The 24,572-nt window shown below is 58.0% G+C and carries 25 protein-coding genes; 9 read left to right on the plus strand and 16 right to left on the minus strand.

Annotation, left to right across the window (positions count from 1 at the left end):
- Nucleotides 1–34 precede the first annotated feature (34 nt).
- On the plus strand, nt 35–397 hold the full coding sequence (locus tag SD70_RS00335) for a toprim domain-containing protein (protein WP_041044730.1): 363 nt from the start codon (nt 35–37) through the stop codon (nt 395–397).
- Between the two features lie 3 nt (nt 398–400).
- Here SD70_RS00335 and SD70_RS00340 read toward each other — a convergent pair whose 3' ends face one another.
- On the minus strand, nt 401–1,027 hold the full coding sequence (locus tag SD70_RS00340; RefSeq protein ID WP_041044731.1) for an SCO family protein: 627 nt from the start codon (nt 1,025–1,027) through the stop codon (nt 401–403).
- Between the two features lie 72 nt (nt 1,028–1,099).
- Nucleotides 1,100–2,044, minus strand: a complete 945-nt coding sequence (gene cyoE, locus SD70_RS00345) for a heme o synthase (RefSeq protein WP_041044732.1) — start codon at nt 2,042–2,044, stop codon at nt 1,100–1,102.
- Nucleotides 2,045–2,373: 329 nt separating this feature from the next.
- Here cyoE and gerQ point away from each other — a divergent pair, with 329 nt between their 5' ends.
- Nucleotides 2,374–2,835: a spore coat protein GerQ gene (gene gerQ, locus SD70_RS00350; protein ID WP_041044733.1), complete on the plus strand. Its 462-nt coding sequence runs from the start codon at nt 2,374–2,376 to the stop codon at nt 2,833–2,835.
- Between the two features lie 691 nt (nt 2,836–3,526).
- Here gerQ and SD70_RS00355 read toward each other — a convergent pair.
- The gene (locus SD70_RS00355; protein ID WP_041044734.1) at nt 3,527–3,820 is read right to left on the minus strand and encodes a hypothetical protein; all 294 of its coding nucleotides are present in this window, start codon (nt 3,818–3,820) and stop codon (nt 3,527–3,529) included.
- A 98-nt stretch (nt 3,821–3,918) separates the two neighbouring features.
- On the opposite strand from SD70_RS00355, the gene SD70_RS00360 reads away from it, so the two are divergent.
- Nucleotides 3,919–4,902 (plus strand): metal-dependent hydrolase, encoded by a 984-nt coding sequence (locus tag SD70_RS00360; RefSeq protein WP_041044735.1) that lies wholly within the window; start codon nt 3,919–3,921, stop codon nt 4,900–4,902.
- 179 nt (nt 4,903–5,081) lie between these two features.
- Here SD70_RS00360 and SD70_RS00365 read toward each other — a convergent pair whose 3' ends face one another.
- A complete protein-coding gene (locus SD70_RS00365) occupies nt 5,082–5,306 on the minus strand; it encodes an alpha/beta-type small acid-soluble spore protein (RefSeq protein WP_041044736.1) in 225 nt (74 codons plus the stop codon).
- A 155-nt stretch (nt 5,307–5,461) separates the two neighbouring features.
- Here SD70_RS00365 and SD70_RS35625 point away from each other — a divergent pair, with 155 nt between their 5' ends.
- A complete protein-coding gene (locus SD70_RS35625) occupies nt 5,462–5,635 on the plus strand; it encodes a DUF5325 family protein (RefSeq protein WP_156157816.1) in 174 nt (57 codons plus the stop codon).
- Between the two features lie 161 nt (nt 5,636–5,796).
- Complete coding sequence (bshA, locus tag SD70_RS00370) at nt 5,797–6,981, plus strand: N-acetyl-alpha-D-glucosaminyl L-malate synthase BshA (protein ID WP_156157817.1); 1,185 nt, start codon at nt 5,797–5,799, stop codon at nt 6,979–6,981.
- Between the two features lie 239 nt (nt 6,982–7,220).
- Here the strand turns inward: bshA and trpS are convergent, their stop codons facing one another.
- Nucleotides 7,221–8,204, minus strand: coding sequence for a tryptophan--tRNA ligase (gene trpS / locus SD70_RS00375; protein WP_041044737.1), 984 nt, complete (start codon nt 8,202–8,204; stop codon nt 7,221–7,223).
- A gap of 523 nt (nt 8,205–8,727) precedes the next feature.
- On the opposite strand from trpS, the gene SD70_RS00380 reads away from it, so the two are divergent.
- From SD70_RS00380 to SD70_RS00390, 3 genes are read left to right on the plus strand one after another with little or no spacing between them, the layout of a single operon-like run.
- Nucleotides 8,728–9,852 carry a permease gene (locus SD70_RS00380; RefSeq protein WP_394297923.1) on the plus strand — a complete coding sequence of 375 codons (1,125 nt, stop codon included), beginning with the start codon at nt 8,728–8,730 and terminating at the stop codon, nt 9,850–9,852.
- A gap of 31 nt (nt 9,853–9,883) precedes the next feature.
- The gene (locus SD70_RS00385) at nt 9,884–10,882 is read left to right on the plus strand and encodes a TIGR03943 family putative permease subunit (protein WP_041044738.1); all 999 of its coding nucleotides are present in this window, start codon (nt 9,884–9,886) and stop codon (nt 10,880–10,882) included.
- Between the two features lie 50 nt (nt 10,883–10,932).
- The gene (locus tag SD70_RS00390; RefSeq protein WP_041044739.1) at nt 10,933–11,883 is read left to right on the plus strand and encodes an aldose 1-epimerase; all 951 of its coding nucleotides are present in this window, start codon (nt 10,933–10,935) and stop codon (nt 11,881–11,883) included.
- A 72-nt stretch (nt 11,884–11,955) separates the two neighbouring features.
- Here SD70_RS00390 and SD70_RS00395 read toward each other — a convergent pair whose 3' ends face one another.
- The 7 genes from SD70_RS00395 to SD70_RS00425 all read right to left on the minus strand — a co-directional run bounded on the left by SD70_RS00395 (nt 11,956) and on the right by SD70_RS00425 (nt 20,559).
- On the minus strand, nt 11,956–12,954 hold the full coding sequence (locus SD70_RS00395) for an ABC transporter permease (RefSeq protein WP_041044740.1): 999 nt from the start codon (nt 12,952–12,954) through the stop codon (nt 11,956–11,958).
- Complete coding sequence (locus SD70_RS00400) at nt 12,941–14,470, minus strand: sugar ABC transporter ATP-binding protein (protein ID WP_041044741.1); 1,530 nt, start codon at nt 14,468–14,470, stop codon at nt 12,941–12,943. Before SD70_RS00400 ends, SD70_RS00395 begins: the two co-directional genes overlap by 14 nt.
- A gap of 100 nt (nt 14,471–14,570) precedes the next feature.
- Complete coding sequence (locus SD70_RS00405) at nt 14,571–15,668, minus strand: sugar ABC transporter substrate-binding protein (RefSeq protein ID WP_041044742.1); 1,098 nt, start codon at nt 15,666–15,668, stop codon at nt 14,571–14,573.
- A 244-nt stretch (nt 15,669–15,912) separates the two neighbouring features.
- Nucleotides 15,913–16,548 (minus strand): ribonuclease H, encoded by a 636-nt coding sequence (gene rnhA / locus SD70_RS00410; RefSeq protein ID WP_041044743.1) that lies wholly within the window; start codon nt 16,546–16,548, stop codon nt 15,913–15,915.
- Nucleotides 16,549–16,864: 316 nt separating this feature from the next.
- The gene (locus SD70_RS00415; protein ID WP_041044744.1) at nt 16,865–17,863 is read right to left on the minus strand and encodes a cation diffusion facilitator family transporter; all 999 of its coding nucleotides are present in this window, start codon (nt 17,861–17,863) and stop codon (nt 16,865–16,867) included.
- A 171-nt stretch (nt 17,864–18,034) separates the two neighbouring features.
- A complete protein-coding gene (locus tag SD70_RS00420) occupies nt 18,035–19,387 on the minus strand; it encodes a hypothetical protein (protein ID WP_052486896.1) in 1,353 nt (450 codons plus the stop codon).
- Nucleotides 19,388–20,055: 668 nt separating this feature from the next.
- Nucleotides 20,056–20,559: a hypothetical protein gene (locus SD70_RS00425; RefSeq protein WP_041044859.1), complete on the minus strand. Its 504-nt coding sequence runs from the start codon at nt 20,557–20,559 to the stop codon at nt 20,056–20,058.
- Nucleotides 20,560–20,725: 166 nt separating this feature from the next.
- On the opposite strand from SD70_RS00425, the gene SD70_RS00430 reads away from it, so the two are divergent.
- Nucleotides 20,726–20,965 carry an alpha/beta-type small acid-soluble spore protein gene (locus SD70_RS00430; protein ID WP_041044745.1) on the plus strand — a complete coding sequence of 80 codons (240 nt, stop codon included), beginning with the start codon at nt 20,726–20,728 and terminating at the stop codon, nt 20,963–20,965.
- A gap of 88 nt (nt 20,966–21,053) precedes the next feature.
- On the opposite strand, the gene SD70_RS00435 is transcribed toward SD70_RS00430, so the two are convergent.
- The 4 genes from SD70_RS00435 to SD70_RS00450 all read right to left on the minus strand — a co-directional run bounded on the left by SD70_RS00435 (nt 21,054) and on the right by SD70_RS00450 (nt 24,436).
- Nucleotides 21,054–21,422: a hypothetical protein gene (locus tag SD70_RS00435; protein WP_041044746.1), complete on the minus strand. Its 369-nt coding sequence runs from the start codon at nt 21,420–21,422 to the stop codon at nt 21,054–21,056.
- 484 nt (nt 21,423–21,906) lie between these two features.
- Nucleotides 21,907–22,296, minus strand: a complete 390-nt coding sequence (locus tag SD70_RS00440) for a VOC family protein (protein WP_041044747.1) — start codon at nt 22,294–22,296, stop codon at nt 21,907–21,909.
- A gap of 24 nt (nt 22,297–22,320) precedes the next feature.
- The gene (locus SD70_RS00445) at nt 22,321–22,620 is read right to left on the minus strand and encodes a 50S ribosomal protein L32 (protein ID WP_269432388.1); all 300 of its coding nucleotides are present in this window, start codon (nt 22,618–22,620) and stop codon (nt 22,321–22,323) included.
- Between the two features lie 10 nt (nt 22,621–22,630).
- The gene (locus SD70_RS00450) at nt 22,631–24,436 is read right to left on the minus strand and encodes a M3 family oligoendopeptidase (protein WP_041044860.1); all 1,806 of its coding nucleotides are present in this window, start codon (nt 24,434–24,436) and stop codon (nt 22,631–22,633) included.
- Nucleotides 24,437–24,572: the final 136 nt, after the last annotated feature.

A 24,572-nucleotide genomic window follows, 5' to 3' on the forward strand; every position in this document is an offset into this window, starting at 1 on the left:
TACTAAAGCTACAACATCGAACGGGGCTGATGTCATGTCGCTAGTCGTCATCGTCGAGGGCAAGAACGACAGGAGCCGGCTGCGCCGCGTCCTGTCCGAAGAAGTGGATATTTTGTGCACGTACGGAACGCCGAACAGCGCTACAATCGAGCAGCTCAAAAAGCAAGCGGACGGCCGCGAGGTGTTCCTGTTTACGGACAACGACCCGTCCGGCAAAAAAATTCGCGCCTTGCTGCGCGACGCGTTCCCGGACGCCGAGCAAATTTATACGCGCAAAGGCTATGCCGGAGTGGAAGGGACGCCCGAGGAATACTTGATCCAACAATTGGAAAAAGCAGGGCTGGAGGAGTTCATCGTGCATCCCGCTCCCGACCCTGCTTATCCTTATGAAGAATAGCGTTTATTTTTCTTTGGCCAGCGTCTTCACATCTTTGACGATCTGCTCTGCCGTCGTTTGCACGTCGACGGTGTAGTACGAGCGCAGGTCGCCTTTCTTATCGACGAGCAAAATCGCGTTCGAGTGCGTGAACGTTCCGTCCTTCTCTTTGACGACCATGATGCCGAACTTTTCGGCCAAATCCGCCGTCTGCTTCTCCTCGCCGCGCAAAAACTTCCAGCCGCTCGGGTCGTTATGGAACTGGGCGCCGAACTGCGTCAGCTTCTGCGGCGTATCGACCGTAGGATCGATCGTGACGGAGTAAATTTGCGCTTTCGAATCGAACAGCCCTTCCTTCTTCAGCTGGTCCTGCACTTGCGACAGCAAGAACGAGGTCGGCTGGCACACGTCCGGGCACGAAGAATAGAAGAAGTAAAACAGCCGCACCTTGCCGTTCGTATCCGCTTTCGTCACCGGATTGCCGTTCAGATCGTGCAAGGCAAAGTCCGGAGCCGCTTTGATTTTATCGAGGCTGTGTCCCGCTGGCGAAGCGCCGCCGAACCAGAGCTTGTAGGCGAACGAAGCGATCATCGCCAGCAAAATGACGGACACCGCCAGCGTAAACCAGTTTTTGCGCAAAAATGCATTCATGGACCGAAATCCCCCTCCGAATGAAAAATCCCATGCAAGCATGGGATTCGTGACTCTCCGTAACTAACGTCCTCAATGTACCGTATTGGCGATCATCAGAACGATCATAATCGTCAAATAGTTGATCGAATATACGAACATCCGCTTCGCCCACTTGTTCTCGTCCTCGGCGCGGAAGCCGGCGATGCTCATAAACGCCCAAATGAGACCGAGCGCGGCGGCGGCGATCATGTATACTTCACCGACATAACCGTACAAGTACAGCAGCATCGACACCGGGACGAGCAGCACGACGTAGCGCACGATGCTGATCTTCGTCACGTACGAGCCTCTCACGACCGGAAGAAGCGGAAAACCGGCAGCCCGGTATTCTTCCATGCGGCGGATACCGAGCGCCCAAAAATGCGGCGGCTGCCACAAAAACAAAATGAGGAATAAAATCCACGCGCCCGCGTCCATCGTCTGCGTCACCGCGACATAGCCGATGACCGGCGGCACTGCGCCCGAGAAGGAGCCGACGAACGTGCTCCATACCGACGTGCGCTTGAACCACATCGTGTAAACCCAGACGTACAGGAACAAGCCGATGAGCCCGAGCAGCGCCGCCAAAGGGTTGACAAGCACGCCGAGGACAAACGTGCCCAGCACGCCGAGAGTAATGCCGTAGCCGAGCACGAACCGCGGGCTCATCTTGCCGGTGACGAGCGCGCGGCTTTGCGTGCGCGCCATTTTGGCGTCGAGTTCGCGGTCGAGATAGTTGTTGAGCGTGCATCCCGAGGCGACGATCAGCGCCGTGCCGACCGTCATCGTCAGCAGCAGCAGCCAGTCCACGTGCCAGCGGGAAGCGACCCAGAAGCCGGCAATCGCGGCGATAAGATTATGAAAAACGATGCCGGGCTTCATCAAATTGACGAATTCCCGCATCGACAGTGACTTTTTCGCTGCAGCCGAATCAGCTGCCTGTACGGCTTCCGCCGCCGGCTCGCCGGCCGCATCCAGACTAATGGGATTATTCATTCCGAACCGCCGTACCCCCTAACCTTCTTGATTTCAGCCGTTTCATTCACTTTTCCATCATACCAACCTGCCCCGCGTTTTACAATCGATCGCGGCCAGTTGTCAATAATTTGTCGTAACTAGTATGGTCGCTTAACGGAATAAAAATCAGTCATGATACACAGGCGTCCCCCATAAATATATGGGGTAAAGGCCTGCAGGCGCTCCTGCCTCACCCGGGGGGATAGCGGCAACCGGCATTTGGCGCGCCGCATCCGCCGCCGACGTCCGCAGCTAGCCGAGGCGAACCTTAGCGCGTATTCCATTCGTAAAGGAGGATGCAGTCAAGCATGTATTCGAATTCCTACAAAATGCCGGGTGTGCCCGGTTACGGCTATCAGACCGGCGCGTACCCCGCTTATCCGGGCATGCAGGCAGGGCCGGCAGGAGCCGTCCCGAGCGGCGCTTTCCCGCCCGTCGGCGCGAAACCGTCCGTATCCGGGGTCGGTGTCAACGTTCCGGGCCAGCTGCCTATCGAAGAGTCGTATATTGAAAACATTTTGCGCCTGAATCTCGGCAAAGTCGCTACCATCTATATGACTTTCGAGAACAACACGCAGTGGAACGCCAAAGTGTTCAGAGGCCGACTCGAAGCCGCCGGCCGCGACCACATCATCATCAGCGATCCGCAAACGGGCATGCGCTACTTGCTGCTCATGGTCAATTTGGATTACATCACCTTTGAAGAAGAACTCAACTACTATTATCCTTACGCCGCCGGCCCCACGGGAGCGCCGCCGGCTGGCCGGTAACACGCAGGAAATGGCAAAACGACGGCATCCGCTCATGCGGAAGCCGTCGTTTTGCATGATTGCCGAACGGGCGCATACGTTTCATCAGCATTTTGCCTACGCGGACTGATATAGAGCAACATGAAACGCCCGCTCTGCGGCCCGCCGGTCGGGGCGCGGCGGTTTGGCATAAACATGGCGAAACCGCCATAGCTGCAACGGACTCAGTTACCGTTATTTGATCTGATTTCTTTTGTTTGACGGTTTTACGGACCCAGATTCTCCAAAAGCATACTTGCAATAAATCTTTATAATCTTCAATAAAAGCCCTTACGCATGGAAGCGCAACATCAGGAAAATGCATATGCGTCCAAAATAAGATGTTGGCAATATCGACTCTGGGATCCCCCAAACCGGCGAGTTCCCAATCAATCAACCTGGGGCTTCTTACGTTGCACTTTCTCCAATCGAATTTCCAGAATATGGACCATTTCAAGGCTAACATTGGAATTTTTGCAATAGAATTAGTCCAGAGTGCTCGGCAACAGGCAGCTTTGCCGCAGAAGGCTGTACGTTTTCCAATGAAAGCTCGTTCGCCAGAATACAGATGTCTACCCATTGTACAAATTCCAATCCGCATAGCTGCATCTCGGGAACAATTTCTCCAAGATAATTCCGAATGGCTCGGCACCACCCACTTTAAGAGGTGCTTTTACTTCAATACTGCGCTAAAATGCCACACGTGCACTTTGCCAAGTCCGCCGCGCACCCAATCGCCCAGCTTCCCCCAGTCGGGATCTTCCGGGTCGGAGCGCCTGTGCTTGAACTCCTCGTAAGCGGCATAGGCCACGCCCGGCCAAACTTCAACAAACAAACCCGGCTGGTCGGTGCCTTCGTACCATTCGAACCGCATTCCGCCGCTCCGTTTCTCCGCCATGAACGCCCTATAAGCGTCCAGCGCCTCTTCCGCAATGGCATATTCTACAAAAACTTTTTCCGTCTCCATCTGGGCCCCCGCTGATTTATTTTTGTCGAGATCATGGTAAACTAGGTACAGGACTCTGTGCAACATGGCCACATACCCGATACAGGAGGACTACACCTTTGGATACCGGAACGCATCTTGTCATCGGCCTTGGCTTAGCCGGGCTGGCGCACGTCGATCCGTACGTCGCCCACGACCCGTCGCTTGCCGCCGCCGTATTGATCGGCACCGTCATCGGATCGCAAATTCCGGACGCAGATTCAATCGTGCGTCTAAAAGGCAACGCCGCTTACATCCGCCATCACCGCGGACTGTCGCACGGCCTCCCGGCGCTTGTGCTGTGGACGCTGCTGATTACGATGGCGCTCGGGCTCATTTTCCCGGGAGCGTCCGTAGGCCATATCGCGCTATGGACCGGCATCGCGGCAGCCTTTCACGTCTTTACGGACTTGTTCAACACGTACGGAACGCAAGCTTTGCGGCCTTTCTCCGAACGGTGGGTCGGCTGGAACATCATCCATATTTTCGACCCGTTTTTATTTTTCAGCCATCTGGTCGCGATTCTGATGTGGTCGCTCCATTTGGCCCGGCCGGAAGTGCTGTTCCCGCTTCTGTATGCGATCGTCGCCGTCTACTATGTATGGAGGACGATCGACCATGCGGTGCTGGAGCGCGGGCTGAAGCACAAAGATCGGGAATACCGCGAAGGGGACCGCTACACGCTGATCCCAACCGTCCATTTTTCCAACTGGAACGTTGTCAAGCGGCACCAAGACGGCACTTACGCGCTCGGCGAACTGCGCTCGGGCGAGCTGCGCTGGGTCGATGAAGTCGCCTGCGCCAACCATCCCGCCGTTGAGGCGTCAAAATCGAACCCCGATGCGGCTGCGCTGCTGTACTACTCGTCGTACGCCTGCGCCGAGGTGCGGGAACATAAGTGGGGCTACGAGGTGCGCTGGGCGGACGTGCGGTACCGGCATCGCAAACAGTATCCGTTCGTAGCCGTCGTGCATTTGGACAAAGAGCTGAACGAGCTCGATTCGTATGTCGGCTGGGTTAGCGAATCCAAGCTGGGGAAAAAGCTTCGCGTCGACTTATATTGAAGGAGGAGGCCAATCCGCAGCGCAGCTCTTTCTTTCTCGACCGTCCGAGGCCGCCCAAAGCGGCCTTCGTTTTTTTGCCTTGGCTTGCCTTTCCCCCATTGCCCGCTGCGCGAAACAGGAAAAAGCCCAAGGGACAAGCCCTTGAGCTTTTCGCCAGGTATGGATAGCTTGCAGTTCAATTAACGGAATTGGCCTGCAAGGGATTGCTCAGCGATTTGCACCAGGCGGCGGGTAATGTGTCCCCCGATTGCACCGGTGTCGCGAGTAGCCATGTAGCCGTAGTAGCCGTCTTGCGGGATTTGAATGCCGAGCTCTTGCGCCACTTCGTACTTCAGTTGATCCAATGCCTGATTAGCTTGAGGCACTACAAGTTGATTGCTGCTGCGGGATTGTCCTGCACCCATATTCAGCACTCCTTTCAGTCGGCTCTTTTGATGTTTTGCAAGCTTGCAATGCTAGTATGCAACGGCCGCGAAATTCTATTCGCATAATTAGAAAAAGGGTTACAATAAGTCACGTAAGGCAGTACATACATGAATCGAGAAAGCAGGTTACGCGTATGAAACGGTCTCTCGCTTTGTTTTTCGCCATCGGCGGCGTTATTTTGCTCGCGTGCGTCAGCTATTTTATTTCGGCCGGCGCGCCGTGGCGGGCACTCCTGTCGGGGGCCCTCGCCATCCTGTTCATCGGTACCGGCTTCGCCGTCAAGGCGCGGCAGCGCAAACGGAACTGAGCCCGGTTCGCCCCGCTTGACACGGACAATCCGGGCCCGCTATACTCTAAATACTTCCAGCCCGAGACGCTGTTATGACAAAAAAAAGTAGCCGCCACCGCTCTACTTTTTTTTGTTTTGGCAATATTACCGTTTTCGTAATATTTCATAATGGAAATGTGGTGAAGCGTATGCTCAAAATCGGCATTGCTTGTTATCCGACGCTGGGCGGTTCCGGCGTAGTCGCGACCGAGCTCGGCAAGCTTCTTGCGGAGCGCGGGCATCAGATTCATTTTATTACGGAAAGCGTTCCGTTCCGGCTCGGGAAGTTCCACAAAAACATTTTTTTCCACGAAGTCGAAGTCATCGATTACCACGTGTTCCGTTACCCGCCGTACGACTTGGCGCTGGCGAACAAGCTGGCGCAAGTGGCGAAGCTGGAAGAGCTCGATTTGCTCCATGTCCATTACGCGGTGCCGCACGCCATTTGCGCTTATTTGGCCAAGCAAATGGTCGGCGGCCATCTCAAGGTCGTGACGACGCTGCACGGCACCGATATTACGATACTCGGCAACGACCCGTCGCTGCGCGACTTGATCCGGCTGGCGATCCATCAGAGCGATGCCGTGACGGCCGTCTCCAAAGATTTGCTGCTGGAGACGATCGCCGTGCTCGGGGTGGAGAAGCCGATCGACCTCGTCTACAATTTCGTGGACCCGGACGGCTACCGCGAAAGCGGCTGCCCGGTGCTGCGCAGCCATTACGCCGCGCCGGACGAGAAGCTGCTCATCCATATGTCCAACTTCCGCCCGGTGAAGCGCGTGCTCGACGTCGTCGACATTTTTGCCCGCGTTCACGCCGAGATGCCGGCGAAGCTGATGTTCGTCGGCGAAGGCCCGGACCTGGCCAAGGCGTCGGCGCGGGTGCACGAGCTGGGGCTGCACGATCGCGTCTTTTTCCTCGGCAAGCAGGAAAATGTTTCCGACATTTTGCGCATCGCCGATCTCATGCTGCTGCCGTCCGAGAAAGAAAGCTTCGGCCTCGTCGCCCTCGAGGCGATGGCCGCCGGCGTGCCGACAATCGGCTCCGACGCCGGCGGCATTCCCGAGGTCGTCGCCAACGGCGAGACCGGTTTTCTCGCCCCGGTCGGGCATACCCGGCAGATGGCCGAGTACGCTCTGGCGCTGCTGCAGAGCCCGGCCTTATACAGCCGTCACTCCGAGGCGGCGGCCGACCGGGCGCGGCGGCTGTTTTCCGCAGATGCCATCGTTCAGCAGTACGAGGACATCTACTACCGCGTCACTGGGGCGTCCAGGCGGAGCGAGCCGGCATGCGCCGCGGACGGATGCAATTATAAAATCGGTTAAAACGGAAAAATGCCGCTGTAGCTGCTTTTCAGGCAACTACAGCGGCATTTTTGCGCTGGATTCCTTCCGTATGTGCGCTGACGCCAACTGGAGAGGCTCCCGAAGCTGTTGTCAAGCAAAGACGGTGCTGCAAGTGCTGTCTTTGCAATTGCAAAAGTGGATGCCGACAAATCTTCTGCGGCAATTGTGCTGACGGCAATTGGAGAGGCAAGCCAGGGCATGCCGTAAACGGCGTTCGTTTACAGCACCAGGAAGCCCATTCGCTCCTTCACATCGCGCACGGTAGCGTCGGCAATTGCGGCGGCGCGCTCGGCGCCGTCTTTCAGCACGCGGCTCAGTTCGCCCGATTCGCGGATGTCCTTGTACCTGCGCTGAATGGGCTCGAGAGCGGCCACGACGACTTCCGCCAAATCCTTCTTGAAAGCCCCGTACCCTTGGCCTTCGTATTTCGCTTCGATCTCGGCGATGCCCATGTCCGCGCAATGCGAATAGATGCTCATCAGGTTGCTGACTTCCGGCTTCTCGTTCGGATCGTATTTTACTTCGCGGCCGGAATCGGTCACCGCGCGGCTGATCTTTTTGCGGATCACGTCCGGTTCGTCGAGCATGGCGATGTAGGAGCCGGGGTTCGGATTGCTTTTGCTCATTTTTTTGGAGGCGTCGTCCAGCGACATAATTCTCGCTCCCACTTCCGGAATGTACGGCTCCGGCACGTGGAAATAGTCGCCGAACCGTCCGTTAAAGCGCGCGGCCAAATCCCGCGTCAGCTCAAGGTGCTGCTTCTGGTCTTCCCCGACGGGCACCAGATCGGCGTTGTACAGCAAAATGTCGGCGGCCATAAGCGACGGATACGTGAACAGCCCAACGCCTACCGACTCCTTGCCGGCCGATTTGTCTTTGAACTGGGTCATGCGCTCCAGCTCGCCCATATAGCTGAGCGTCGTCAGCATCCAGCCGAGCTCGGCGTGAGCGTGGACGGACGACTGCAGAAATACGGCCGATTTCGCCGGATCGATGCCGCAGGCCAGGTACAGGGCCGATACCATTTCCGTCTGTTCGCGCAGCGCGGCAGGCTCCTGGGGAACGGTGATGGCGTGCAAATCGACGATCATAAAGAAGCATTCGTACGAATGCTGCAGCTTGACGAAATTGCGGAGCGCGCCGATATAGTTGCCGATGGTGAGCTTGCCGCTCGGTTGAATGCCGGACAATACTCGTTTCATTGAACATTACCTCCGATATGTGTTGGTGACCGAACTTCTCAGTACGCAAAAAAGGCCTTCCGCCGCAAGGGACGAAAGACCGTGGTACCACCCTTCTTCGCTGCATGCCGGACACGGGTCGCTAGCAGACCGTGCGGGCATTAGCCTCGAAAGCTCCTGTAACGGGGAGCGAACCGCTTGGGATAATCGGCGACGAGCAGTATGCCGGCTCGCGCGCTGCGCCTTTCCCCCGTCAAGCTCCAGGATCCATTCGGCTCGCATCCTCCGCACCGGTTCGCACCGACCACCGGCTCTCTGAGCGTACGACTGCGGCTTACTTGTTCCTGTCATTGCCTTGGCATGTAGGTTTGTTAGCTATTATACGTCGTTTTTGCCAAATGTCAACCGCACCATTTTCTTCCTCCGCTTCATGTGCGATGCCCGTTGCCGCAGCCTTCCTTGTCCTATATCGCTGCAGGCGGGCATAAGGTATAATGGAGAAAACCGGCTGCCCGCAGACAGCCCGGCGAGGAGAGATACCCGCATGCCAACTGCTCTGTACCGGATTGCGATGAACGTCGTCATTGCGGCATGTCTCGTGCTGCTGTTTCTTATCGTCACCTCGAAATCGCCGCCGGACTTCAGCTTCTTGACCGGGGACGCGATGCAAAATTTCAAAACGCTGTTCCTCAGCATCATTCTCGAGGCGCTGCCGTTCGTGCTGCTCGGCGTCGCCGTCTCCGCCGTGCTGCAAAGCTTCGTTTCGGAGCGGACGATCCAGCGGCTCATTCCCCGCAGCCCGATACTCGGCGTGCTGTTCGCATGCCTCATGGGCATCATTTTCCCGCTGTGCGAATGCGGCATGATCCCTGTCGTGCGCCGCCTGATGCGCAAAGGGATGCCGGTGTATATCGCCGTCGTCTTCATTCTCGTCGGTCCGATCCTGAACCCTGTCGTCTACGCCTCGACGTACATGGCTTTCCGCACGCGGCCGGAAATGGCCTATGCCCGCATGGGGCTCGCTTTCGCCATCGCGTTAATCGTCGGCCTCCTGCTCGCCCGCGTTCTGCGCGGCGCCGGCGTCGTCCGCGGCGGAGCGCTGCCGGCACACGCCGACAGCCACGGACATGGCGCAGAGCATGTGCATACGCACGGACATGACCATGGCGGCGCGCAAGCTCACCATCATCGCAGCGTTCACGAACATGAGCATGCCCATCCGCACGAGCACGAGCACGCCCACGGCCACGATCACGACCATGACCATGCGCACGGCGGCAAGCTGTCGTCTTTGCTCAGCCATGCGTCGGAAGAATTTTTCGAGATGGGCAAATACTTGATCTTCGGCGCCATGCTCACCGCGCTGATCCAGACTTTCGTCGCCCGCGAGGCGCTTGTTTCGATAGGCCAGGGACCGGTGGTGTCCAACCTGTTTATGATGGGCTTCGCCTATGTGCTGTCGCTGTGCTCGACGTCCGACGCGTTCGTCGCCTCGTCGTTCGCAACGACGTTTTCGGCCGGATCGCTGCTCGCGTTCCTCGTATTCGGGCCGATGTTTGACATCAAAAGCACGCTGATGCTGCTATCCGTCTCAAAGCGCGCTTCGTCGCCATGCTGGCCGTGCTTGCGGCCGTGCTCGTTTTGGCCGGATCGCTGCTTGCCGGACTGACCGTGCTGCACTAACAAAGGGAGGGGAGCCCGTGAGCGCCAAAACTTTATCGCTGCACCATGCCGTCAAAGCCGCTATCGTGCTCGGCTTCGCCATGCTGATCGTCTACCTCGTCAAATCCGACAACTTGACGCTGTACATCGCTCCGCGCATGGCCGGCTACGTGAAATGGTCCGCTGTCGGCTTGTACGCTGTCGGCATCTACGAGCTGTATTTGGCCGTATCGACCCGGTGGGGCCGTGTCTCTGCATGCGATTGCGACCATCCGCCGTCCCGTTCCGCTCTGAAAAATACAACCGTGTACGGCCTTTTCGTACTCCCGCTTCTGCTCGGCTTTCTGCTCCCGAACACTACGCTCGGCAGCTCGATGGCAGCAAAAAAAGGGATGAACCTGAACGCATCCGCCTCGATTCGCAAAGAACCGGCAGCCCCTGCGCCGTCGCCCGCCTCGAACGCTGCGGCGCAAAGTTCCGATCGGGCCGGCTCCGCCTCGCCGAGCGGCGGCAGCCCAGGCAACGCTGGCGGCGCCGGCAGCTCTGCCGCCCCAACCGGCTCCGCCACAGCTTCCGACGATTCGAAGCTGAACGAGCTGTTTAAAGCCGATAAATTTACGCAAGCCTACGCCGACTACGGCAAAAAGCTCTACGCAATGCCAACGATCGACGTGCAGGAAAGCTGGTACCTGGAGACGTTAAATACCGTGGACCTTTACATCGACAATTTCGTCGGCCACCGCATGGACATGAGCGGCTTCGTGTACCGCCAGGACGGGATGAAAGACAACCAGTTCGTCGTCGGCCGCTTCGCCATCTCCTGCTGTTCGGCCGACGCCGCGCCGTACGGCGTGCTGGTCGAGTACGACAGGGCCAAGTCGTGGGCCAACGACACATGGGTGCGCGTCTCCGGCACGCTGCAGAAGACGACGTACGATGGCGACGAGGTCATGATGCTGAAAGTGGACAAAGTGACGAAGCTGGAAACGCCGAAGGATAAACAGTATGTTTATCCAAATCCCGACTTTGGGTTATAATGTAAAAATACGCAGCACTCATTCGCCCGTACGGAAGGAGCCGTGAGCCGATGATCAAGCAGGATTCTTGGCAAGGACAAACGATCTATCTACTGGAAAATAACCGACTCGCCGTTTCGCTCGTGCCGTCCATCAACAACAACGTATACCAAATCTACGATAAAACGCTGCAGCGCGAAGTGCTCAGCGTGCCGGAAAGCCCGGAGCAGCTGCTCGAACGGCCGGTGCATTTCGGCACGCCGATCCTGATGCCCCCGAACCGGATCCGTAACGGACGCTTTACGTTCGACGGCCGCGAGTACCAGTTCGACGTCAAGCCCGAAACCGGCCACCATAGCCATGGCGTGCTGCGCGCCTTGCCGTGGAAAGCGGTGCACGTCTCAAGCTGCGAAGGCATCGACGCGATCACGTCGCTGTTCAATACCGCCGATCACCCTGACGTCATGCGCCAGTATCCGCACGATCTGACGCTCGAGGTCATCTACGAGCTGGCCGGCTCGTCGCTCATCCACAAGCTGCGCGTCGCCAACCACGGCACGACCACAGCTCCGTTCGGCTACGGACTGCACACCTGGTTTCAGCTGGACCACGCCCCGGACAAATGGACGCTCCAGCTGCCTGTCGACGGAGTGTGGGAGCTTGACGAAGGGCTGATGCCGACCGAGCGCATCTTGCCGCTCGGCGACGAATACGCCGGGCTGGCGGAAGGCATCAATCTGAAAGGCCGCAACCTGGACACCGTATTCCGCATCGGCGACCGCGAAGCGATCGCCGAGCTGCTTGGCCCCGGCTGCAACATCAAGTATTCCGGCTCGAAGCAGTTCAAGCATTGGGTCATTTACACCAAGGGCGAAGCGGACAACGACATCTGCCTCGAGCCTTACACATGGGTCACGAATGCGCCCAACCTGAGCCTCGATCCGGAGCTGACCGGACTGATCGGCATCAAGCCGGGAGAACAGCTCACGCTGCAAGTCGTTCTGGACATCACTTACCCGTAATAAGCAAAAAGCTGCCGAACCGCACGTACAGCGGTTTCGGCAGCTTTTTGCATCGGCAAGGGCTCGAACGGGCTATGTCTTGCGCCGCGCCAGGTGGACGAATGTCGTCGCCAGCGCGAATACGAGCACGGCTCCTTTGACGATGTCGAACGCGTAATACGGCAGGTTCAGCATCGTCAGCCCGTTAATGAGCACGCCGATCAGCACCGCTCCGAAAAACGTGCCGATGACGTTCGGCTTGCCCGCCCCGAAGACGGAGTAGCCGACAAATACGGCCGCAACCGCCTCCATGAGCAGCCCGGCCCCGGCGTCGACTTGGCCCGAGCCGATGCGGGCCGCGTACAAAATGCCGCCGATGGCGGCGAACAGCCCGGACAGCACATAGGCAGCAAGGCGCACGCGGTTGACGGAAATGCCCGAAAGGCGCGCCGCTTCGCGGTTGCCGCCGGTAATGTACAGCTGCCGTCCCCAGCGGGTGTAGGTCAGGAAGATGTGGACAAGGGCAACGGCTACGATCATCAGGATGACGGGAATCGGCACGCCAAGCAGTTTGCCTTGGCCGATCCAGAGGAAATCCGGCAAAAACTTCCCGGGGGCTTTCGTTCCGTCCGTCATTTGCATATTGTTGTAAATCGAATAGCCTTTCGTATACGTCTTATGGACGCCGGCGATCACGTACATGACCGCGAGGGTAGCCAGCAAATCCGGTATCCGGACGCGGACGATCAGAAGCGCGTTCAGCAGGCCGATCAGCACGCCGATAACGAGCGGCACGACAATGACGACGACAAGCGGCTGCTGATACCATACCATCAGCGTCGCCGTCACTACCGTCGTCAGCGAAACGGTCGAGCCGACCGACAGGTCGAAGCCGTCGACGATTTGCGACAGCGTGACGCCGATAGCGACGAACATCGTAATCGAAATCGCGCGCAAAATGTCGGCGATGTTGTCGTACGTCAAAAACACCGGATTCACGATCGAGAACACGACAAAAACTAACGCGATGACGAGCAGCGCGCCGTATTTGAACGAAAAATCGAGAAACGAGCGGCGGTTATTCGGTTGCACTGCGGTCAGCCTCCCCTGCGCTGGCATAATACAAAATGTTTTCCTGTGTCGCTTCTCCGCGCGACAGTTCTTTGACGATCCGCCCGTAGCTCATAATAACAATGCGGTCGGCGATGCCAAGCACTTCGGCCAGCTCGCACGAGAAATAGACGATTCCTTTGCCCTGGGCGGCAAGCTCTCCGATGAGGCGGAACATGTCGCTCTTGGCGCCTACGTCAACGCCTTTCGTCGGTTCGTCGAATAAATAGACGTCGGCGTCCGTAGGCAGCCACTTGCCTACCGCCACTTTTTGCTGGTTGCCCCCGCTCAGCAGCTTCACTTGCTGCTGCGGGCGCGGCGGCACGATGCCGAGCCCGGCGACGATGCTCTCCGCATGCCGACGTTCCTGCACGGCGCGGATGAAGCCGAGCGGCGAGCTCAGCGCTCGCAAGCTCGGCAGCGACAAGTTGGTGCGCACCGTCTCCTCCACGAGCACCCCCTGCTTGCGCCGCTCCTCCGGCACGAGCACGATGCCGGCGCGAATTGCGTCGCGCGGCTCGGACAGGCTGAGGCGCCGGCCATGCAGCACGATCTCGCCGCCGTCCGCCCGGTCCGCTCCGGCGATCAGCCGCGACAGCTCCGTTTTGCCGGCGCCGACGAGGCCGGCTACGGCCACGATCTCGCCGCGCCGCACCGTCAAGTCGACGCCGCGCACCTTGGTGCCGCGGCGAATGCCCCGCACCTCCAGCAGCGTTTCGCCGATTTCGACCTGCGCTTTCGGAAACTCCTCCTCGAACGGCTTGCCGAGCATCGCTTCTATGACGCGCTGCGGGTTTGTCTCCGCCGCACGGACCGTTTCCACGCGCGCGCCGTCGCGCATCACCGTAATCCGGTCGCACAGCTCGAACACTTCGCCTAGCCGGTGCGAGATGAAAATGCAGGCAACGCCCTCGTCCCTCAGCCGGCGCATGACGGCGAACAGGCGATTCGCCTCTTCGAGGCTGAGCGGCGCCGTCGGCTCGTCGAAAATGAGCACTTTCGCCTGCTGCGCCGCCGCACGGGCGATGAGCACGAGCTGCTTTTGGGCGATGCTGAGCTCGTCCGCCTTACGGCGGACGGAGATGCCGGCGGCACCGATTCCTTCCAGAATGCGCTCCGCTTCGCGATGAAGCTCGCTCCAGCGCACGGCTCCTTTGCCGCGCACGATGCGGTCCAGCATCACGTTCTCCGTCACGGTGAGCTCCGGGACAAGAGCCGTATCGACTTCCTGATAGACGCAGGCGATGCCTTGGTCCATCGCGTCGCGCGGGGTGCGGATCGCGAGCGCCGCACCGCCGATGGCGATTTCGCCGGCGTCGGCCGTATACGCGCCCGATAAAATTTTCATAAGTGTGCTCTTGCCCGCCCCGTTCGCCCCGAGCAGCGCGTGTATTTCCCCGCCGCGCACGGCGAAATCGACGCCTCGCAAAGCCGCAACGCCGGCGAAGCTTTTGACGATGCCGCGCATCGTCAGCTCGAGCCGTCCGTCCGTTGTCATCAAGTCCCCCTCCTTGTTCTCATGCTTGTCCGATACGTCCGTCCGGGAAACCAAAGTCCCATCGCCTGTTATCATACGATGGGACTTTCGGTCCGAGCAATTATTTTTTTGCCGTCTCCATTTGTTTCAGCCAGTCGGTGTAGCCTTGCTGGCTGCCGCCCCAACCTTTGACGTATTGCGCCAGCTGGTCAGTGGACACCTGCTTGTCCTTCGGCAGCGAGTCGCGCGAAACGAATACCGGATCGAGCACGACCGTGTCCGGCGTCTGGTCGCCGTGCAGCTTCTGATACAAGTAGCGCACCTGGATGCGGCCGATATCTTTCGGATCGACGGCGGCGGAAGCGACCCAAGGGCTTTTCGGATCCTGGATCATTTGCAAATCCTCGTCGCTCATATCGATGCCGTATACTTTGATTTCGGTGCGGCCGGCTTGCTGAATGGCCCGGGTTGCGCCTTTGGCGAACTCGTCCCAAGCTGCCCATACGGCCGTAATGTCGCCTTTGTTCGGGTATTTTTTCAAAATCGCTTCCATTTGCGCCTGCGTGTCGAGCGCCGTATTGTTCGTTGCCGCGCCGAACGCCGCGATTTCTTTCATGTCTTTGTTTTTGTCCTGAAACGCTTTGTAGGCGATTTGGCGGCGCTCCATCGGCGCGAAGCCGGCCACCCAAATTTTCACGATGTTGCCTTTGCCGCCGGCGTCTTTCGCCAGCTGGTCCAGCGTCAGCTCGGCCATTTTCTGGTCGCCCTGCTCGAGGCTCGTTACGCCCGGCACTGTCAGCGTCGCGTCGAAAGCGACAACCGGAATTTTTTTGTCGAGCGCCTTCTTCACGCCGGCTTCGAGCGCTTCGGCCGTGCCGTGGTCGATCAGAATGCCGTCGAACTTCTGGTTTACGGCCGCGTCGAGGTTCGACGACATTTTGGCAAGGTCGTTCTCGGAGTTGAATACGGTGAGCTTGCCGCCCAGCTTCTCCGTTTGTTCCTTCACGCCGTCTATGTACTGGGCGGAGAACGTACCGATGTTAAGCTGCGTCACGAGTGCGATTTTTTTGCCTGCCAGCGACGGTGCCGCTGCCGCTTGTCCGTTGCCTCCGCTGGAAGCCTGGTTTTGGCCGCCCGATGCCGTCTCTGTTTTGCCGCAGCCGGCCAGCAGACTGCCCGCCAGAGCGAGCGATAATACGCCGAATGCCAATTTCTTCATAAGGTTAAAGCTCCTCCCCCACACTGCAAATTCTGGTAAATCCAAGTTACCAACTTGGAATTAAACGTATCATACCACCGCTCGACAACGATCGTCAATACTTTCCACGCAAAAAACGGCTGGGCCCCGCGACGCGGAAGGCGCCCCCGCAGTTGCTCGCAAAGCAAGTACAGTTGCGGTTTTGCTGGAGGGCCACCTGCGCAGCCGGCCCCCCCCCTCACCGGAGGGCAACGCCTTACCGGCCCTATTTTCGCCCGAAATCGGCTTTGATCTCGCCCCAGCGCTTCGTATCCCATTTCACAATCGGGTTCGCGTATGTATTCGTACGCAGCCATTGCAGCGCCCGATCGACGAGCGTCCATATTTCCTCCGTCGATTTGTCGCGCGGCAAGTTGGTGGCCACTTCTTTTTTGCGGATCCAGCTGAGCGCCGTCATCGAATCGGTGTAGATCGTCTTGTTCGAGCCGCGCTTTTTCAAATAAGCGAGCGCATGCACGATGGCGAGAAACTCGCCGAGGTTGTTCGTTCCTTTGGCAATCGGTCCGACGTAGAACAGCACTTCGCCTGTTTGCGTATCGACGCCTTTGTATTCGACGACGCCGGGATTGCCGCTGCAGCCGACGTCCACGGACAAGCTGTCGGGGTTAAACTGCGCTTCGCCCCCGCCCGCCGCCGCCTTCGCTTTGGCTTTAGCCGCAAAACGGAGCGATTTTTCCCAGCCAGCCTCATACGCTTTCTCCGCCTCTTGCAGCGTTTCGTACGACTTATATTTGGCGTCCGGCACGCCCTTCGTCTGCTCCTGGCAATCCGGCCACGTCCTATAAATGCCCGGCTGCCTGCCGACCCAGACGACGTAATATTTCGATTTCGCTTGCGCCATTGCTGGTGAACATCCCCTATCCCGATAAGCTGGCTTTTTTAGTCTAGCACATTCGGGGATAAGTTCGCACGCCGCAACCGAAACGGGCTTCACTTCGTCAAACGCAGCAAAGAGAAGGGAGATGCCCCGTTTCAGCCAGGGCGATAACGGAGTGCCTTTTCCGTTCCCGCAAAATTTGCAGCAAAAAAAAGCACCTCGAAGATAACGGTTGCAACCGTCATCTCCGGATGCTTTTCGATGCGATCATGTTTTATTGCTGGCTGGCCGAATGCCCCCGGCCCGCTTGAACAGCATGCGGCCGTGAGGCATTTTTCCGTTAGCTCGTCAATTCATTCAACTTCTCCGGCGTCCAGTCGGTGATGCCGTTATCTTCGATAATGCCAAGGGAAACGTCGGTAATGTCGGGGTCCGACATCAGTTTATGCTGAACGCGGAACTTGATATCGTCGGCTTCGGCGAGCGACAAGCCCTTCCGCAGCTCGATCAATCCATCCACGTGATAATAGCGGCCTTCTTGCGTAATCCGCAATTCGTTGATGTCCGTAACGTCCCTGTCGCTCAAAATGAGCATCGCCACTTTTTCCTCAACGTCGCGCGGAGCGGCTACGCCGATAAGGCCGACCATGTTGTCGTAGCCAACGCGGAATGCGACGCCGACCATAAGCAAGCCGATGATCATGGTGACGACGCCGTCAATGGCGTCCATGTCGGTAAATGCGGTAATCACGACGGCGAGCAGAGCCAGGCTTCCGCCTAGCGTGGCGACCAAATCCTCGTAAAACACGAGCCGGGTCGGCGGAGCGGCGCGCCGTACGTGGCGGAATGCGGCAAACAGCGTGTTTGCGCCATCCTCCACCCGCGCCTCTTTTACAATCCCTTTCATTGCCTTGAAGAGCACGAAGCCGTCCAATCCGATCGAGACAACGAGCGCGGCCAAATTGAGCCAAAATCCTTGCGCCTCGGATGCCGCGGCCGGATGATGAAGCAAATGCCAACCCTCGCGGATCGTCTCGTACGCCATAACGGTGACAACGATAACCGCGATCATGCAGAACAGGTTAATGACGCGGCCAAAGCCGGTCGGAAAGCGGCGGGTCGGCCTTTTCTCGGCCAGGATGCTGCCGGTAAAAACGAAGCCTTGGTTGACGGAATCCGCGATCGAATGCATCGTCGAAGCGAACATCGCGCCGTTGCCGCTCAGCGCCGCCGCCACTCCTTTCAGGATCGCGATCGCGGTATTGCCGAGCATGGCGTAAGCGGATGATTTGTTGCCTTTCTTAAGCAACGCTAACAACGGTTCGGGTTCGGGGTCCATAATTCCTCCAATAAAATGTAATAATAAATTCTTTCATTATTACGTATTCGCGAGCCTTTAGGTTTCATTCCATCTTCCTTCGATCGATCGAACGGCCGCAAAAAAAGTCCGCCCCGGCCGACAACGATACGGTTCGGCTGTGGCGGAGCTTACTATTGTTCACTGCACATCTTACCGGGCGGCGAGCGGCACCTCGTCTTTCCCGCGCCTTACCGCAATCGCTGCGACGAGAAGCTCGCACGCGGTGCCGAGCGACTGCGCCAATGCGCCGACGATCCCGTTCCATCCCGGAGCCGCCAAAATGAGTATGACGAGCGTCAGCACCGTCGCAGTCACGTTCGCCGCTTGCGAGCCCATCATAATGCGCGTCTGGCGGCGCAGCATCAGCATGCCGTTGCAGTAATCGAGCCACGGGAACACGATGGTGAGGATCATAAACACGCGCAGCGTGCGCAAGCTTTCCGCCATAAGGCTTTCGTTCGCACCAATGACATGCGTCATAAGCCAAGGTCCGGCCGGCGTATAGGACAAAATGCCGATCAGCAGTGTCGGAATGAGCCCCATGGAGATCACAAACCGCAGTACGCGCCCGGAATCGAGCCGGTAAAAGTTGAGCACGATCTGATGAATATAAGAAAAAAAGCTCTGCACCAAGTTCGTAACGCTGGCAGCGATAGCGAAGGCGGCGATGGCCGTCTCGGCATGGCTCGTTTTGCCCAGCATCCCGTTCAGCGCAGGTCCGATGATCACCGCCAAAAACGACGACAGCAGCAGCGGCCGGTAAAACGTAAAAATGCCGGAAGGCCGCAGCGATGGCGCATGCTCGGACTGCTCGGGGATGCGTTTTTTCAGCAGCATCGTTCCTTCCCATACGGCAACCCCGCACTCGATCGCCATCCCGACGAGAAAAATAATGGCGCCGACGTTGCTGCTCGTCACCCGGTGCGTAACAATGAAATATTGCGACAGCACGTACATGCCGAGCAGGCGGACGAGCATCCCGATCGTCAGCCACAGCGTGCGCCGGTTGGAGATAATAAGCCCGTGATACAAGCAGCGCAGCCCGGAAAAAATGCTGACGAACATCAAAATGCGGTATACGTTCATAACGTTGGTCAGCTGCCCGCCGGATACGCCGAACAAAAATCCGAACAACCACCGCCCCGGCGGCAAGTACGAAATCGTGAGCCCTACTGCCATAATGGCCGCGAATACGTAGAGCGCCACGAGCCGCATCGCGCGGAACGACCGGCGGTCGCGGACAAGCGTCGAACACGTCTGCCGCAACAGCACGGCGGGGCGCTCCGTAATGCCCATAAGGCTCATAGCGATCGCATAGCCGGCAATAATGCGCTCCGGCTCGGCGGAACGGGCAAGCGTGCCGTTAATGATGACATGCGACAGCGTGACGAGGCTGGCGGATACGCCAAGCGGCACAAAAAACGAAAGCAACCGCCAAAAAGTAACCTGCTCCCTGCCTTCGCCGACCGTCTCCGCCGTCTTCGCCACTGGCGCTGTCCCCATTACGCCATCCGCTCCCTCCGCCGCTAGTTACGTTAGAGCATACTCCCGCTCGGCTGTATCGTCAAGACGTTTTTGCAAACGTGTGCAAAAAGGCAGCCGCCACCTGATGCACAGTGACGGCCGCCTATGTTGTGGGCGTTGAGACATCGCTGCTGCGCAGTGAATGTCGCCCCGGTCACAGTTGCTTGAGCGTTGCCTTTTGCTAGGGGATTGCCGCCTCGGCTGCTGATGTTTTAGCCTTGCCTTTGCAAGGCGGATGGAGGTTTGAACAGATTGTGTCCGGATTTGGGAACGCTGCTGGCGGGAAAAGCATGAGCTCCATACTAGCAAGTCGCAGAGCAACTTCGTTGGAAGCCTTAAAGGAACTCCGTTCCGTTATTTCACCGATGGAGGGGCACCGGGTCAATCTTAACGGAACGTAGTTCCGCTATCGAACCGGAACAAAAGCGACTCTCGCCTGAAATAAGGAAATAACGTACTCCCGTTCCGCTAATTCCGGGAAATACCCGGGGAATTGGCAAATAACGGAACAAATTTCCGCTAAGCCTGAATGAAGGGGCGAGTGCAAGCAAATCTTGTCCGGAAAGCGCCTTTGTCCGAGAATAAAACCCCTTCCCAACCGCGCCTTATTTTTCCCAGGTGAATGTCGTATCAAATTTAACAATGGACTAGGCGTGATCTCCGTCCCCCAATTTCGCCCTGCGCAGCGCGTCGCGCACCAGTTCCGGCGCGGCGCTGAGCAGCGGCCGGTAATCGAGCGGCTCGACGAACCGCAAGTAGTCCTCCGCAATGCGCTCGACCGCCTCGCGCAGCTCGGCCAGCGGCAGCTCGGCTTCCGCAAGCAGGCGCGGCTCGCGGCCGGGCCGCTCTTCCAGCTGGCTAATCCGGACGCGGCCTCCCGGCAAATGCCGCACCGCGAACGAAAGCCCGCGGCACTCGGGATCGCCGCAGCCGCATACGAGAAACGGCATCGCCCGCCAATCGCGGACCGGATCGGCGAACCGGTTCGGTTCCGTATTGTCCGTCAAGCTCGCCGCGAGCGCCGGCAGCCCTACGTCGATGCACAGCGGCTCCTCCGCCCACACGTCGCCGTTCCAGGCGATGCGCACGTCGGCATGAACGATTTGCAGGTCAGCGTCAAACGAATAATTGCGGTAAGTCCATTCCAGCAACGCCGTCGCCCCCGTTCTTGTCATGATATAGAACATTATATCGGCGGCGCGCCGCTTCGACAATGCGGCGACATTCGCCGCGATTTGTTTGGCTTACATTTCCAATTTTTAAGACGTGTATAATTTTCATTTTGGTTCATACTACCTATCACAGGAGGTGATAACGATGGGTGCAGGACAATCCCGCAGCAGCAACCAGCTTGTAGTGCCTCAAGCGAACCAGGCTCTGGACCAACTGAAGTATGAAGTGGCTCAAGAGCTCGGCATCCAAATCCCGCAGGACGGCTATTACGGCTATATGGCAACCCGTGACACCGGTGCGATCGGTGGTCACATCACTCGCAGACTTGTACAAATCGCCGAGCAGCAGCTCGCTGGCGCAGCTGGCGCAAGATTTTCCCGATAAGGCAACGATCGTTACAATACTTACTGAAGCAGGCCAAAAAACCTCTACTTTTCGCCGACCGGCGAGCGGTAGAGGTTTTCCATTTGGACTAGGAGCCGAAGCGCAGCGGCAAGCTGGCCAAATTGTAATTCGACTCGAACGATACGCTGGCGGAAAGCTGCCCGCCCCGTAAAGCGAAATCGTACAAAATTTCTCCGTGCGTCCACCGCTTCAGCTTCAGCGACTCTACCGCCATGTGGCGGAACGCTTGGATTTGCGTTTCCGTCAGGCCTGTCCCGCTCTGTTGAATCGTCCCCTCTTCCAGTTCCAAAGGATTATGCCGGATGCCGAACTTGCCGACGACATTGTTGCGGATTTGGATAAACACCGTCCCCGAGGGCAAATAGGCAAGTTCCTCCTTCATCGTGCGAAACACGAGTTCGACTTGCTTTTGCAGTGGCAGCTGCTCCAAATGCATGACAATGCTCCTTTCTATTATCATAATTGTAATATTATGTATTTTCTCATAGAGTGTAGCCCCATTATACTAAGCCAATGTAACCGTTTCAACATATTTTTACAAATATTCCCGATTATTTTTGTGAAATTTGAGGCGGATAGACTGAACCACCGATTATAGTTAGCTTCATCGAGGCTAGTACAAGACGCTCCAGCAGATTTTGGTATTACAGGCACGTTTACAGCCCAACTTGGGGTATGGCGCTTTCCTCGAAAGGAGGTGGCGCCTATGGATACTTTCCAAATATTCGTCGTCCTCTTTGCGTTTGGTCATTTCTTGCGGGCGCTTCTGACGTTCACGAATAAACGAAAGTAACCCGCCCTCTGGTTGGTCGCCGAGGCGGGTTACTCCATTGCGTATTCGGAAAGTGCCTTCCAAGTCTGTATACCGGGGGCGGTGTTGGCGCACCGTCTCAAGCGTCAAAATTGGTCGCTGTAAAGCTTCATGTATCCGGGTCGCTCGCGTTCAGCTCGATCACGTTCCGGTCCGGGTCGAGCACGTAAATTTGCGGAAACCCGGCGGTCGGCCTCGGTCTGGCTTCGTACGGGACGCCGCATTGCTCCAGCCAAGCGACCGTCTGGCGATAGCTATGCACGCGCAGCGCGAGATGGCCGTCGCGGGTATCCAGACTGCCGCTGCGCAGCGTTTCCCCGTTGTGAACGATCAGATGGAGCTGCTGTCCGGTGTCGCCGATGCGATACCAAGCCCCGTCGAACGGAAAGTTCGGGCGGGGCATCTCCTGCAGTCCGAGCACCTTGCCGTAGAAATCTTTAGCCCGCCCCAAATCCGTGACGACGAGCGCCACGTGGTGAAGCTGTTCATATTGAATCATCGGACCAGCCTTTCCGGACGGACGTTACGTGTACGCCTGCTCCCGCTGCTCCCGCTGATAATCGAGCAGCTTGCCGAGCGGAATGCCCGTACCGCGATGAACGTCCAAAATGGTTGCCTTCGGATGGGTTTCCAGGAAGCCGCGAATCGTGATCGATAGTTTGGTGCGCTTCTGCAAGCAGTCCGCACAGTACTCCCGCGACCACGACTCCTTGAGCTGTAGCTTGCCGCAATCTTTGCAGTTGACAAGGGACATGGGAACCACCGCTTTCCACGAGTATTGGCGCGAATTACGTTTGTCCCCATTATATCCCTGCCTTCGCACGGAGCCTATGCTACGCGCGAACCATCTTTTCCGTCAGTCCCAGGAACGTCTGAACGTCGTTTGCCGCCATGCGCACGGCCCCCTGCCAAAAGTCCCGTTTCGTCAAATCGACGCCAAGATGCTTCTGCGCCAATTCCTCGACCGTCATGCTGCCCGTATCGCGCAGGAGCGCATTGTAGCGGTCCTCGAACGCCGGCCCTTCCTGCTTGGCGCGGGCGTAAATCCCGGCGCTGAACAAAAAGCCGAACGTGTACGGGAAGTTGTAAAACGGCACATCCGTCGCGTAAAAATGCAGCTTTGCCGCCCAAAAATGCGGGTGGTACTCGCTCAGCGCATCCCGGAACGCCTGGCGCTGCGCGCTCACCATCAGCTCGTTCAGCCGTTCGACGCTAACCAGGCCGTGCCGCCGCTCGGCATAAAAGTTCGTCTCGAAAATGAAGCGGGCGTGAATGTTCATGAACATGACGACTGCGCGCTGGATTTTGTCTTCGAGCAGCGTCACCCGCTCTTCATCCGTTGCGGCGATGTCCACAAGCGCATCGGCTACGACGAGCTCGGCGAACGTAGATGCCGTCTCGGCGACGTTCATGGCGTATTCCTGAGCGAGCGGAGGCATGTCGTTCATCACATGCTGATGGTACCCGTGGCCCAGTTCGTGCGCCAGCGTAGATACGTTGTTTGTCGTACCCCCGAACGTCATAAAGATCCGGGTCTGCCCGGCGAGCGGGAACGACGTGCAGAATCCGCCCGGACGCTTGCCGGGGCGGTCCTCCGCTTCGATCCAGCGCTTGCTCAGCGCCATCTCCGCGAAATCGGCCAGCTGCGGGCTGAGCGTACGGAACTTGTCAACGATCAAGCGGGCGGCGTCATCATAGGAAATATGGCTTGCCGCTCCGCCGAGAGGCGCTTCGACATCGACCCATGCCAGCTGCTCAAGTCCGAGCAGCTGCGCTTTGCGCTGCAAATAGAGGGCGAATTCCGCTTTGGCCTCGTCGATAGCCCCCCACATCGCGTCCAGCGTCTCTTTCGTCATCCGGTTGATGGCTAGCGGCTCTTTGTGCACGGAGTCCCAGCCCCGATGCTTATACATCGTCAGCCGAAAGCCGGCCAAATGGTTGAGCGCCTCGGCGCAAAAATCCGCCTTTTCGGCCCACGTCCGCTCCCACTGTGCAAAAAGCTCCTTGCGCCGCGCCGTGTCCGGCGTATGCAGCTTGTTGAACGCCTGCCCGACAGACAGCATAGCCGTCTTGCCGTCTTCTTCGACCGGCATCCGGAACTGCGCCACCGTCGTATCGTACAGATCGCCCCAGCCGTGGTAGCCGTCGACGGCGAGGTCGGCCAGCAGCGCTTCCTGCTCCGGCGGGAGCTTCTCCCGCGCCAGCTCGCGCCGCTCGCTGAGCGCGAAACGCACGCCGCGCAGCGGCTCCCGTCCGAGCAGCGCTTCCCAGACGTCCGCCGGCACTTTCGTGAGCAGCTCGTCAAACCTCGTCAGCGAGCCGTGGTATGCGGCCGCAAGCGTTTTGACCTGCCCGCTTAGCTGCAGCGCCTTTTTGTCGTTCTGATTTTCCGCCGTCAAGCAACCTATGAACGACTCGGCTTCGCGCAGACGGGCGAGCAGCTGCTGCATACGCTCCACGATAGCTGCGAATGCCGCGCCGTCTTCCTCGCTCTGCGGCGGTTTGGCAGCAGCAAGCTGGGCGCGGAACTCCTCAATACCGGTCTGGAGCTCGCCGAGGAACGCAGCGAATGCGGCAGAGCCGCTGCCGCCGGGGAAAATCGAGTCCAGATCCCAAGTTTGCCGCAAAGGCATTTGCATCGTCATCACCTTTTTCAATATGTACATATATGTTTTGCGTTTGCCGTCAATTCCCATTAAAACATAATTTGCCCGATGCCGCCAATGAGCATCCAAAATTAGTCTTCGCTCATTGCTTCTGCATACGTTTTGTGAT

Source organism: Gordoniibacillus kamchatkensis (assembly GCF_000829455.1).
GTDB lineage: Bacteria > Bacillota > Bacilli > Paenibacillales > NBRC-103111 > Gordoniibacillus > Gordoniibacillus kamchatkensis.